General features: G+C 35.0%; 13 protein-coding genes. 6 read left to right on the forward strand and 7 right to left on the reverse strand.

The features are described 5' to 3' along the window. Positions 1 to 352: 352 nt before the first annotated feature. Positions 353 to 1,636 carry a glutamyl-tRNA reductase gene (locus ACN4EE_RS04960; protein ID WP_431705302.1) on the forward strand — a complete coding sequence of 428 codons (1,284 nt, stop codon included), beginning with the start codon at positions 353 to 355 and terminating at the stop codon, positions 1,634 to 1,636. 26 nt (positions 1,637 to 1,662) lie between these two features. Here the strand turns inward: ACN4EE_RS04960 and ACN4EE_RS04965 are convergent, their stop codons facing one another. Further along, the gene (locus tag ACN4EE_RS04965; protein ID WP_431705303.1) at positions 1,663 to 1,833 is read right to left on the reverse strand and encodes a hypothetical protein; all 171 of its coding nucleotides are present in this window, start codon (positions 1,831 to 1,833) and stop codon (positions 1,663 to 1,665) included. 266 nt (positions 1,834 to 2,099) lie between these two features. On the opposite strand from ACN4EE_RS04965, the gene ACN4EE_RS04970 reads away from it, so the two are divergent. Next, a complete protein-coding gene (locus ACN4EE_RS04970) occupies positions 2,100 to 3,221 on the forward strand; it encodes an iron-containing alcohol dehydrogenase family protein (protein WP_431705304.1) in 1,122 nt (373 codons plus the stop codon). Positions 3,222 to 3,487: 266 nt separating this feature from the next. Continuing rightward, the gene (locus ACN4EE_RS04975; RefSeq protein ID WP_431705305.1) at positions 3,488 to 4,165 is read left to right on the forward strand and encodes a Uma2 family endonuclease; all 678 of its coding nucleotides are present in this window, start codon (positions 3,488 to 3,490) and stop codon (positions 4,163 to 4,165) included. A 63-nt stretch (positions 4,166 to 4,228) separates the two neighbouring features. Here the strand turns inward: ACN4EE_RS04975 and ftsH3 are convergent, their stop codons facing one another. From ftsH3 to ACN4EE_RS05005, 6 genes are all read right to left on the reverse strand, one after another. Further along, positions 4,229 to 6,076, reverse strand: a complete 1,848-nt coding sequence (gene ftsH3, locus ACN4EE_RS04980) for an ATP-dependent zinc metalloprotease FtsH3 (protein WP_431705306.1) — start codon at positions 6,074 to 6,076, stop codon at positions 4,229 to 4,231. A 341-nt stretch (positions 6,077 to 6,417) separates the two neighbouring features. Continuing rightward, the gene (gene hpf / locus ACN4EE_RS04985; RefSeq protein WP_431705307.1) at positions 6,418 to 6,999 is read right to left on the reverse strand and encodes a ribosome hibernation-promoting factor, HPF/YfiA family; all 582 of its coding nucleotides are present in this window, start codon (positions 6,997 to 6,999) and stop codon (positions 6,418 to 6,420) included. Between the two features lie 697 nt (positions 7,000 to 7,696). Then, positions 7,697 to 8,584, reverse strand: a complete 888-nt coding sequence (locus tag ACN4EE_RS04990) for a hypothetical protein (protein WP_431705308.1) — start codon at positions 8,582 to 8,584, stop codon at positions 7,697 to 7,699. A gap of 52 nt (positions 8,585 to 8,636) precedes the next feature. Next, entirely contained in the window at positions 8,637 to 9,155 is a 519-nt protein-coding gene (locus tag ACN4EE_RS04995; RefSeq protein ID WP_431705309.1) for a hypothetical protein, read from the reverse strand. A gap of 130 nt (positions 9,156 to 9,285) precedes the next feature. After that, a complete protein-coding gene (locus tag ACN4EE_RS05000) occupies positions 9,286 to 9,654 on the reverse strand; it encodes a clan AA aspartic protease (protein WP_431705310.1) in 369 nt (122 codons plus the stop codon). Next, on the reverse strand, positions 9,651 to 9,965 hold the full coding sequence (locus ACN4EE_RS05005) for a hypothetical protein (RefSeq protein WP_431705311.1): 315 nt from the start codon (positions 9,963 to 9,965) through the stop codon (positions 9,651 to 9,653). Before ACN4EE_RS05005 ends, ACN4EE_RS05000 begins: the two co-directional genes overlap by 4 nt. Positions 9,966 to 10,119: 154 nt before the next feature. Here ACN4EE_RS05005 and ACN4EE_RS05010 point away from each other — a divergent pair, with 154 nt between their 5' ends. From ACN4EE_RS05010 to ACN4EE_RS05020, 3 genes are all read left to right on the forward strand, one after another. Next, entirely contained in the window at positions 10,120 to 10,605 is a 486-nt protein-coding gene (locus tag ACN4EE_RS05010) for an allophycocyanin (protein ID WP_431705312.1), read from the forward strand. 300 nt (positions 10,606 to 10,905) lie between these two features. Beyond that, positions 10,906 to 11,439, forward strand: coding sequence for a hypothetical protein (locus ACN4EE_RS05015; RefSeq protein WP_431705313.1), 534 nt, complete (start codon positions 10,906 to 10,908; stop codon positions 11,437 to 11,439). Positions 11,440 to 11,655: 216 nt separating this feature from the next. Then, positions 11,656 to 12,402: a HEAT repeat domain-containing protein gene (locus tag ACN4EE_RS05020; RefSeq protein ID WP_431705314.1), complete on the forward strand. Its 747-nt coding sequence runs from the start codon at positions 11,656 to 11,658 to the stop codon at positions 12,400 to 12,402. Positions 12,403 to 12,843 lie beyond the last annotated feature (441 nt).

Below are 12,843 nucleotides of genomic sequence, written 5' to 3' on the forward strand. Positions count from 1 at the left end.
GTATCTGCATCAATACCCTTCCCATTAAGTACTAAAGCAAAATAGATTGTATATTTTTAAATTAATGGAAATAACCCATAATCTTTGTTGTCTCTTGCCTTTTGCCTTTCACAAAGTAAACATACAATTAATTTGCCCATCTACTTATTGCCTGAGTTCGAGATAAAATGATCAAGATAAGACAGGGAGTAGGTAATAAATATATAGGTAATTCTTCATTTTTCATTCTTTATGAAGTTTCATTGCAAAAGATTAAGAAAAAATTGCCAAACACAGCAATATCAGTAATGATTAAAATTGTTTAAAAAGCATTTTTATAGTAACTAAATTTATTTCGACACCAAATTATAATATGAATATTATTGTAGTCGGACTTTCCCATAAAACCGCCGCCGTAGAAGTGCGGGAAAAATTGAGTATTCCTGAAGCTAAAATCGAAGAATCTATCAGACATCTTCTTAGTTATCCTCACATAGAAGAAGTCGGTATTATTAGTACCTGTAATCGTCTTGAAATTTATGCTGTGGTAAAAGAAACCGAACAAGGTGTTAAGGAAATTACACAATTTTTAGCAGAAATCGGTCATCTTTCTTTACATACTTTAAGACGACATTTGTTTATCTTGTTACATCAGGATGCCATTCGTCATTTGATGAGGGTTTCAGCAGGTTTAGAAAGTTTGGTGTTAGGGGAAGGGCAAATTCTCGCACAGGTGAAAAATACCCATAAGCTATCTACAAAATATCAGGGTATGGGACGATTACTCGATCGACTTTTCAAACAGGCAATTAGTGCTGGAAAAAGGGTGCGTACAGAGACAAACATCGGTACTGGAGCGGTGTCTATTAGTTCGGCGGCGGTGGAATTAGTGGACATGAAACTAGATGATTTATCCTCTCAAAAAGTAGCGATTATCGGCGCAGGAAAAATGTCTCGTTTGTTGGTACAACATCTTATTTCTAAAGGAGTTACAGATATTACCATCGTCAATCGTTCTGTATCTCGATCGAAAGAATTAGCGAAACAATTTCCTCAAATCGAGTTAAAACTCCATCTTCTTGAAGATATGATGAACATTGTCAGTGAATCTGATATAGTCTTTACTAGCACTGGAGCGACTCAACCGATTCTTGATAAACATAATTTAAGCTCGATCGAAACTAATCACTCTATTATGTTAGTGGATATTTCCGTACCCCGTAACGTTGCCAGTGATGTGGAAGAATTAGATTTTATTGTGGCTTATAACGTGGATGATTTAAAAGCCGTAGTCGCCCAAAATCAAGCTAGTCGTCGAGAAATGGCAAGGGAAGCGGAAGTCTTGTTAGAAGAAGAAATCGAGGCATTCGAGTTATGGTGGCAATCCTTAGAAACCGTGCCGACTATTAGCTGTCTTCGTAGTAAAATTGAGGAAATTCGAGAACAAGAATTAGAGAAAGCCTTATCTCGTTTAGGTTCAGAATTTGCCGAAAAACATCAAGAAGTCATCGAAGCCTTAACTAGAGGTATCGTCAACAAAATTTTACACGATCCCATGGTGCAATTACGCGCGCAACAGGATATTGAAGCTAGACGCAAGGCTTTACAGACTTTACAAACTTTGTTTAACCTCGAAATTAGCGAACAATTTAGCTAATTAACAATTAACAATTAACAATTAACTTATTTATAGGTTGAATTAAAATGAGAGGATAAAGAATTTTCCAACTGTGTTAAATCAGTATAAGTAGGTTTATTCTTACTCGCCCAATCTAAAGCCTCATCAAGTTTAGTGGCATTATCTTTTTCCCATAACCACTGTTCATTACTTTCGATCGTTTTTATTTGTGCCATAAGAATATAATAAATTTGTGCCTTATGATTTTCTTATTGTCATCATAGCAGTTTTTAATTCAAAGGGCTGAAGCCCTCACTACAAACCAAAATATAATAATTTTTGGAGTCTAATCATAATTGAATTTACCTGATAAAATAGACATTAGGACTTATGCACTTCTAACGATATTCTGTCATTCTGAGCGTAGCGAAAGAATCTCAAAACTCGTATTTTTCGCATAAATGCTTAAGTCCTGAGATAATGATCACAATTTACTGTTGCAATGACTAAGTTGAAAACCCTCCAAGCCACTTCCAAAGTTAATGATGTTTTTAGTTTACAAGTCGCCCCTGCTAATATTATTAAGGGTGATAATTGTTTAATTCACAGTGGAAAATCGATCGAACAATTTGGCAAACATCCTATCATTGTCGGGGGGAAAACAACTTTAAAATTAATAGAGAGTTACCTTAACCCTATTTGTGAAGCATTTAATTTAACCCCCAGTTATCAAAGTTATGCTCCAGATTGTGCTACGACATCCTTAAAACGTCTGGAGAATGCCGTTAAATCCCAGAAAGGAGATTTTATCATTGGGGTAGGGGGAGGCAAAGCCTTAGACACCGCAAAACTATTGGCTTATAACTGCAATTTACCTATTGTAACTATTCCCACTTCTGGGGCAACTTGCGCCGCATGGACAGCATTGAGTAATATTTATTCAGAATCGGGGGCTTTTCAATACGATGTGAGTCTTCGTCATTGCCCTAATTTACTCATCCTCGATTATAGTTTAATTGCTACTGCTCCCGCTCACACTTTAATAGCAGGGATTGGAGATGCCATCGCTAAATGGTATGAAGCCTCTATTAGTAGTGGTGATTCTACTGCCACTTTAACCATTGCGGCAGTGCAACAAGCCAGAGTGTTAAGGGATATTTTACTACAAAAATCTGAGAAAGCCTTAGCCAATCCTCTGAGTGAAGAATGGAAAGAAGTAGTTGACGCAACGGTGTTGTTAGCCGGAGTAAGCGGTGGTTTAGGAGGGGCAAATTGTCGTACAGTCGCCGCCCATGCTATCCATAACGCTTTAACTCACCTCAAAGAAGCTCATAATCAATTACATGGTGCAAAGGTTGCCTATGGTATTTTGGTACAGTTGCGACTAGAGGAAATCGTGGCGAATAATCAACTTGCCAATACTTCCAGACATCAATTAATCAAGTTTTATCGTAATATTGGTTTATCTTGTACCCTTGAAGATTTAGGTCTTAGTAACATTACTTTAGCACAACTTCGATCGACGGCGGAGTTAACTTGTCAACCATCTTCAGATATTCACCGCCTTCCTTTTAAAGTCAATCCTGAGCAATTATTAAGCGCGATGGTTTCGACTCTTATTTAACAACAGAATTTACGCAATGATAGTGATATAGCGTTTATTAAAACTATGAGGTACAGTTTTTTATACAACTTTCCATTGCCTATTGCCCATTCCCTATTCCCGAATACCGATAAGTTTTGTACCTCACCATAACGAAAATTGCTATATTCTGTCATTGCGAGGCACGAAGCAATCTCAATTACCTAGATTTTTAGTACAAATGCGTAAGTCCTAAATTAACAATTAACATCGAAAATATTTGTTAAAAAAACTAAAATTGATAAATTATGGCAACCTTAGTTTCACCCTTTTTAATCAAAAAAGAATACTTTAATCAATGGCAATCTGCTACTTGGGAAGATTATTTATACTGTGCTGATTCTCAAGAATTAGAAGACGTTAAATTATATTTTTATAATCATCAATTATTAATTCAAATCAGTCGAGAAGGGGTGAATCATTCCTGCGTAAGTAATTTATTTGTTATCCTATTTGGTATTTGGTTTAGTCAAAATCCAGAACAAAATTATACCTCTTGCGGTGGATGTTTGTTAGAAAATCAAGCATTGAAAATGGCTTTTTCTCCTGATTTAGTCTTATATTTAGGAGATAATAATTTGAAAAGAAAAGAAGGTGAAAGACGTTATCTTGATGTCTCAAAATCGGGCATTCCTCATTTAGTCGGAGAAATTTCTGATACCACTTTACCTAATGATTTAGATAAGAAAAAACATCTTTACGCTAGTTTAAAAATACCTGAATATTGGGTAGTTGATGTTCAAGGAAGACGAGTTTTTTGTTTTCATTTAGACGCAAATAATATTTATCAAGAAGCAGATTTTTCTCTTACTTTACATAACTTACCGATTAGTTTATTAAACGAAACTTTAAGTCTTTTAGAAAGTCAAACTAATGGTAGTGTTGCCTCTTGGTTTGCTCAAAAAATTCAAGCATTCAAGAAATAAAAAAACCCTGCTTTATGGGCAGGGAATTGATTTTTTATGGTATTTGTAGAACTTTTTAAAAAATTAAACGATCGCAGCCATTTTGACTTCGTTGGTGTTCAGAATATCTTGTAATTCGTCAGCGTCAACGGTTTCTTTTTCAATTAACATATCTGCTAATTTGTCTAATACGGCACGATTTTCTACTAATACTTGTTTCGCTCTTTGATACGCTTGATCTACTAATTTTTTCACTTCATCATCAATAGCAGAAGCGGTAGCATCAGAAAAATCTCGATCGGAGGCAATATCACGTCCCATGAAGACGTTACCATTTTGACGACCTAATGCTACAGGTCCAAGACGCTCACTCATACCAAAACGAGTAATCATTTGACGAGCAACTCTTGCTACTTGCTGTAAGTCGTTGGAAGCACCAGTGGTAACTTCTTCTTCACCGAAGATGATTTCTTCTGCAATACGTCCACCTAAAGCTACTGCCATTTGATTTTGTAAGTAGGAACGAGAATATAAACCAGATTCCATGCGATCTTCGCTAGGAGTGAACCATGTTAAGCCTCCTGCCCGGCCACGGGGAATAATACTGATTTTTTGCACTGGATCATAGTCTGGCATTAATGCACCGACTAAAGCGTGTCCTGCTTCGTGATAAGCGACTAATTCCTTGCGTTTTTGGCTCATTACTCGGTTTTTCTTTTCTGGTCCTGCTAAAACTCGATCGATGGCATCGTTGACTTCATCCATAGAAATCTCAGTCAAATTACGACGAGCGGCTAAAATAGCGGCTTCATTGAGAAGGTTCGATAAATCAGCACCAGTGAATCCAGGGGTACGACGAGCAATTTTTTCTAAGTCCACATCTGCCCCTAAAGTTTTACCTCTGGCGTGAACGTTGAGAATTTCTGCTCTTCCTGCGAAGTCTGGTCGATCGACTACCACTTGACGATCGAAACGTCCGGGGCGTAATAAGGCAGAATCAAGAACATCAGGGCGGTTAGTTGCGGCAACGATAATAATACCAGTGTTACCTTCAAAACCGTCCATTTCCGTTAATAATTGGTTGAGGGTTTGTTCTCTTTCATCGTTACCACCGCCTAAACCTGCACCTCTCGATCGACCTACAGCGTCAATCTCATCGATAAAGACGATACAAGGAGCGTTTTGTTTTGCCTGTTCAAACAAGTCACGAACACGAGAAGCACCGACACCGACAAACATCTCGACAAATTCCGAACCAGAGATACTGAAGAAAGGCACTCCTGCTTCCCCTGCAACGGCTTTAGCTAAAAGGGTTTTACCAGTACCCGGAGGTCCTACTAATAAGACACCTTTAGGAATTTTTGCCCCGATGGCGGTAAAGCGTTCACCATTTTTGAGGAAGTCCACCACTTCGGTTAATTCGAGTTTGGCTTGTTCGATTCCTGCTACATCGCTAAAAGTAACTTGGGTTTGGGGTTCCATTTGTACTCTAGCTTTCGACTTGCCGAAGTTCATTGCTTGAGAACCGGGTCCGTTGGAAGCACGACGCAGTAAGAAAAACAATCCTACTAACAGTAAAATAGGGAAAAATAGACTACTTAAAGCTCTGAACCAGAAACTCTCGTCACTTTGGGGTAAAACCGCAATGTCCACTTTATTTGCTGATAAAATGTCGATTAATTGAGGATCATTAGGGATATTGACTAAAAATCTTTGTCCGTCTCTGGCGGTGGCTATAGCTTGGGTTCGATCGGCACTCAGTTGTACTCTTTCTACTTTATCGGTTTGAACTTCATCAATAAATTGACTATATTTCCAGCTTAATTGATTAGTTTGGGGTCGATCGAGAAAAACTGTTCCCAGTGCCACTACTACTACAGCTAAAATCGCATATAAGCCTATATTGCGCCATTTTTTGTTATTTTTGTTCACTGATGGATAGCCTCCTATACATTTATGTTTATTTTATCAATTACTCTTATTATTGGGAGTTTTGAGCTTATATTTAATATTCCTAAACTCTATGTTAACTTATGTTAAGAATTTTTAGGGATTTTTCTCAGAAATGTATAAAAAGGTATCAGGTATCAGGTTGCAGGTTAAATTCAAAACTACTATAGAAGAGGTATAGTTTTTAATTTTTTATTAGACATCTTCAAAAATACAGGCAAGATGCCTGTTTTACGGTAGCAAAATCATAATTATTGCAGAAGTCTATTATTCATTATTCATTATTCATTATTCATTATTCATTCCTCATTCCTCATTCTTAATTAATGATTGACATTACGGGGTTGAATAACACCAAAACCACCGTGATTGCGTTGATAAATTACGTTAATATCTCCCGTTTCTTTATTTTGAAACATATAAAAATCATGATCTACCATTTGTAACTGCTCTAAAGCATCATCGATCGACATGGGAGTCATGGCAAAATATTTCATTCTCACTACTTCGGTAGGTAATTCAGGTTGTCGATCGCCGATAAGATTACCGTCAACGGGTTTTTCTTCCACCGCATCAGTAGTTTTAACTTGAGAATGAGTTTTCTTATCTAATTGTCTTTCTTTATACTTGCGTAACTGACGGGCAATTTTGTCAGATACAAGGTCAATACTGGCGTATAAATTTTCACTATGTTCTTGAGCTCGAATCACTGTACCATTAGCATATACTGTTACTTCTGCTTTGTGTTTATCACTAATACGAGCATTTCTTGCCACGGATAAGTGGACATCAACTTTAGTGGCTAAATTTTGAAAATGTTTAACAGCTTTTTCTAATTTTTCCTCTACATAGTCATGAATAGATTCCGTAACTTCAATATTATTTCCTTGAATTAAAAATTTCATAATTTATACTCCATTTATGAGGTAATTATTAACCTTTTTTGTATTTGAAAATAAACAAAGTTTTAGCTCTAATTCTCACAATTGAATAGTTTATATTCTTATTTTGCTATAACTAAATCTCCCTCATTAACTATAATTTAATTAATTTAGGTTGAGAATTTATCAACTAAAACAGACGATCGAGCTTCTAAATAACATAATAAATTTAAGTGTAGTTTTATGTTATCTAGTATCGTTTTCCTCCTTTATTTTTTTCTCTATACTATATAGGTTAGCACTTTTATTATTCAAAAAACAAATATTTTAATTTATTTTCATGTTTGCTCATTATTCCATTAAGTTATGTAAAGAATACAGAAGAAAAAATGGGGAGTTTAAGCTAAAATTTATGTAGTTTGCTGTCGATAAAGACAAGACGGGAGGACAGGCAGGGCTGTTTCATTTTCAAATTTTTGTTTAAGAGAAAGTAATGAGTAAAGAGTAATAAGTAATGAGTTTTGATAATTTACTATCATAAATTGATTATTTCAAGATTTATTATTATTACCTGAAATCTGGAAGCAAAAAAACTCCCTAATCCCCTAATACCCTAACACCCTAACATTTTTTAGCAACTTACTTTGAAACAGCCCTGCCTATATAACCTAGATTTCCTCGCTATAATCCGATAATCTTTAGATTGAGCGAGGAGAAAATGTTAAACTTCCATCATGGCACGAGAAATTAAACTCCGTGCGATCGATTGTGTACCAGTATGTTCAAAGTAATTAGTTGACATATCAATAAAAGCGGCGAGATAATCTAATTGATCTTCAGAAAACTCGACAAAGCTATGAAGATTTTTGACTACTGTATTTTGAGTGATGCTGTGACTAGCAACAAATCCTGTCATCCATCCTTTAACGGCGGAAAAACTATTACCAATGAAGTTCAATTGTCCTGTGGGATTTCCTCCCGGAATAAAACGACTAACACTAGAAAAAGCAGGATTATTGCTTAATTCTTTTCCAGAAAGATTGCTGATGGTGGATTCCACTTTTAAGATAAAATCAGCCCCAAAAGGTACAATACCATCGAAACAGACTAAGGCAGCCATGCGAGTTAAGGCATCTTTTTCGTATTCTCCTAATGCTTTGACAAAATCGCCGATACTGTCTCCGGGTAAACCGTTGATTTGACAAAATGCCACTACTTCTACAACTAATTTTATCGCTAAATCTAGGGCTTGAGCTTTTTCGTTATCAGGGGTTAAGCGATTCAAAAAACTGAGTAACCCAATTTTTGAGCCGACTTTATTTGCTAAGGCTGCTGCCCCTAAAGCGTAATCTGTTTTATCAACAGTTTGATATAACCATAAAGCATTTTGATAGCCTTGGGTTTTATCATTAAACAACCATACCGCTCTATCGCCAATTTTTTGGATCATTTGTTCATCAGTTTCTCCTGTCACTTCTCGAATCATTTGTTCAAAATTAGTGATATTTTGCCATTGCCCCGGTATCGCAAAATCAAGGGATTTTAATACCATCGTGGTAATATTATTTTTAGGTAAATTATCGACTAACTCAAAAATTGCTTTACTCATTTTTTCTTAATTTTTTATTGGTAATGTGATTAAAATTTTTCAGAAAAATAATTTATTTTAGGTTTGCTAAGTTACTTAAATCGAACTTACTTAACCATTCTTTTCTTTGTTGTAAATCAAAATTGGGATTGCTCGATCGAATACTAACTTGATAACGATCGCCCACTAAAACCGCCGTATTATTAGTTCCTTTTTCTACCATAGGAAAACCATTAATTGTGTCCGTAGCATTGTTAAAATCGTCTTTAGCAGTGGGATTGCTGATAGTATCAAAAATAGCTAAAGTTGCTAAATCTTCACCATTACGCTTTAATTTGGCTTGAACAAAACCTGATTTTTCTTGAGTGAAAACCCGTTCATATTCTCCACTACTAACAGGAAAAAATTGATTAAAAGTGGCACCTTTTACAGCGTCTTTGTCAACAGCAGTATTTCTATTTCCAGCGTCTAGGCTTTCTTGTTGTGCCTGTTCAAAACGTGATGGAGGTTGAGGGCTACAAGCAGATAAAAGTAGTAAGGAAAATAAACAAAAAGAGATTATTAAACGAGATATTTTATGCTGATTTTTCATTGTCTTAATTAACTAATAATTGATCATCATTTTCGATCACTAAGTTTCATTTTTCGATCGAACTTCCCATTACTATAGCAAAATTTATTAATTCATTCATATAACTACATGAACAAAAGCGTCTTACTTTTTACTTGATTCGTTGAATTATGACTAATCCACCCTCAATATTATCAATTTGTAATCGATAACCTTGTAACATCATCATTCCCAATAAAGGCTCTGTTTCAGCCTGATTAACTTCAATTTCTCGATATTCTCCATCCCAAATAACACTGCATTCATAAATATCAAAGACAGTTTCACTACCATCTCCCAATGTACCACGATCTCGATATTTCCATGTTAAATTTAGTTCAGTAATAATACTCAAGGGAAGACTCAAAAATCCTGTAAAGCCAGTATCAATAACAGTTTGAATATACTTCGTAGCATTCCCATTTTTGATTACCAAAGAAATTACAGCTTCATAATTTCTATTTACATATCCTTGCATCATATAGGGTCTTTTAGACTCCTTGCACCAAATCGATGAACTGCACGATAACCAATACGCACTACCCAAGGTTGAGCATCAGGTAACTTATCATATAGTTTTTTTGTAGCCGTTATGGTATCCTTTGCAATTTCAAATTCACCCGTTTTAATGTCAATAGCGACAATCTTTCCAAAATTATCTTTTTCTATTTGCTGACGGAGTTTATTTTCATAGATTTCGTCTCCGATTCGTGAAAATTCCTCTTTGCTATATAGGGGATGTCTCATTTTAATTAACAATGTACCATTAATAATTAATCTGTTTATGATCATTTTAACTAAAAAGAATTTGAGATAAGAATTTAACTTTTTCAAGGTCATGTTAAGATTTGTTTCTTTTTTCAACAATTTGTAACAGTTATAGCATCTAATAGAGAGTCCAAATTAGGGTAAACTAATTTTATAAAAAATAATACTCGTTAATAAAATGAGCATAGTTAGTCAAGTTATTCTCAAAGCCGATGATGAATTACGCTACCCCAGTAGCGGTGAATTACAAGGAATTAAAACATTTTTAGATTCTGGTTTACAAAGATTAAAAATTGCCGAAACCCTAGCGGAAAACGAGAAAAAAATCGTAGAAAAAGCTAGTCGGGAATTATTCAGAAAACGCCCTGATTTCAGAGCGCCGGGGGGTAATGCCGCTGGACAAAAGCAGTATAATCAATGTATCAGAGACTTTGGTTGGTACTTACGTTTAGTTACCTATGGAGTTTTAGCAGGTGACAAAGAACCGATCGAATCCATTGGTTTAATTGGGGTCAAAGAAATGTATAATTCTCTTGGAGTTCCTCTTAATGGAATGGTAGAGTCAATTCGCTGTTTAAAAGAGGCTTCTTTAGGTTTACTTACCAAAGAAGAAGCAGAAGAAACAGCACCTTATTTCGATTATATGGTTCAATGTATGGCTTAGTTTTATAACGGGCTTTTTGTAAGGGCTTTTGCCCTTAATCCTTCTATAAATTTAAAATATTTAATCGTTTTTTTCGGTTATTAAAGATAGGGAAGAGGGAAGAGCGGAAAAGGGAAAAGGGAAAAGGGAAAAGGGAAAAGGGAAAAGGGAAAAGTTTTAATGATTTTGATTCTAAAAATTAGAATTGATAATTGCAGAACGTTTACCTGTTTTTAAGTAAAAATTGCCTAAACTGCACACGATAAGGGCTAATGTAATAAATCTAAATCTTTAATTTTAAGCAAATCCTCGTTAATGGTTATGCCTAAATATGCAGATGATTTGACAAAAAAAACTTCTTGGTTACACACAAATCTTTTACTTTCTTTAATTCTTTTTTTATCTACTTATGGTGTGGTAGGATGGACGATGGCTGGAATTGCTAACCATTGGGCGATCGTACTGAGAGAACAAAATACTTTCATTAATTTACTAATTCAAGAAGATTTATTGCCTTTAATTATTAAGTTATTAATATTAGTAGCAACAGTTTTTATTTCCTTAATTTTAAGTAGCCCTTTAGTGTTAATTACTTTTATTTTTGAAGAGAGTATTAATTCAGATTTAAAGGCTTTTATTGCTATCTTATTTTGGTCGATCGTACTGGTATTTATTTTCTGTTCTTTTGATTATTTTTCCCATTTATTAGTCATAATTTCCAGCAATATTTTACTACGTTTAGACTTACAGAAACTTAAATATAAAAATTGGCAAGTATTGACGTTAATTTTTGTCTTAGCCTCCACTGCTTTTTCTTTCGGGTTTATTTTATTTGATTTTCTTTCTGTCGTTTAAAATTAATCGATAACTTAAACCTCCACAACCAGAAAATAAATCTATAACAGTGTATTGTTTCATTAATATTTTACTTTGATAACATCAATATAATGATTGCGTTGTATTGCTTTTAGTAAATGCCTTAAAGCCTAATAAGCAAACTATAATCACATTTTATTTTCAATTTTAATTAATCATTTTCAATTTTTCACTGTTGCTGTATCATTATTTTATATGAATGATCCAAGTTTAAGTCAAACCGCTATTGATTTTGATTCTTCCCTTGATCCTTTAGACATGATCGAGGAGGAGACAACTCCTGCCCCTGATCCTGAATTAATGTTACAGTTACTTCTCAGTGACAACAAACAGGAGCAAATTGAAGCTCTACAGGCTTTTTGTGAAATTACTGATGCCCGTGCTATCCCTATTTTAATTGAACAATTGTCAAATCATTGTCCTTTAATTAGGGTGAGTGCCGCCTATGGTTTGGGACGAAATACTAGCCCTAATGCTGTTGAGCCGTTGATTCGTACCCTTCAAAATGATTTTAATGGTTATGTGCGTAAAGGCGTTGTGTGGTCTTTGGGTAATAGTGGCGATCGACGTGCCTTTCAACCTCTACTCAAAGCCCTGAAAAATGATATTAGTGCTGTACGATTATGGGCTGTTAGCAGTATAGCGAATATTGCCAAATTGAACTATGAGGATACCATTACGGCGATTCCTCTGGTGATTATATCCTTAAGACAGGATTCGATCGCCGCCGTGCGTAGTAATGCCGCTTGGACGATCGGAAAATTGTGTCGAGAATTGCCCTATAATGTAGTTTATGCTACTGCGATCGATGCCTTAATTGAAGCCTTAGTGGAAGATGAGGATTTGGGAGTGAAAGAAGATGCGAAAATGGCGTTATTAAAATTAGGTGATCCTCGTGGATTACAAATGATTGAAGAATTAGAATTTGAAGGTTTTATCTAATAGAAAATAAACGCTATAAGTATTATTTAATAAAATTGGCTCTCTTACTTTGAGTATGATAAATTATGTTGAAAAAAAGGTGTCAGGTGTCAGGTGGCAGGTGTTAGGTTAAATTAAAACTGTAAATTTATAATATTTGCATTTTAAAAATCATAAACCTATTATATATCAACACTTTTAACGATTATTTATTACTAAAATATCATAACTACTGTAGAAGAGCCATAAAATTTACAGTCAAGTAAAAATTGAAATTTTAGGAGTGACATAGAATCGGTATTGGTATAAATTTTTCACACTATTTGTGATAATTGGTGGGCAATGCCCACCCTACGATTACGTGACATCTCCCACACTGACCTAACGGTACAGATGTGGGCTTCTTAACTTCGCAATTAAGAGTTTCTGCTTCACAGGACGGCACTAGCCTTACAGACAAGT

The sequence above is a fragment of the Geminocystis sp. CENA526 genome (assembly GCF_050753365.1).
Taxonomy (GTDB): Bacteria; Cyanobacteriota; Cyanobacteriia; order Cyanobacteriales; family Cyanobacteriaceae; genus Geminocystis.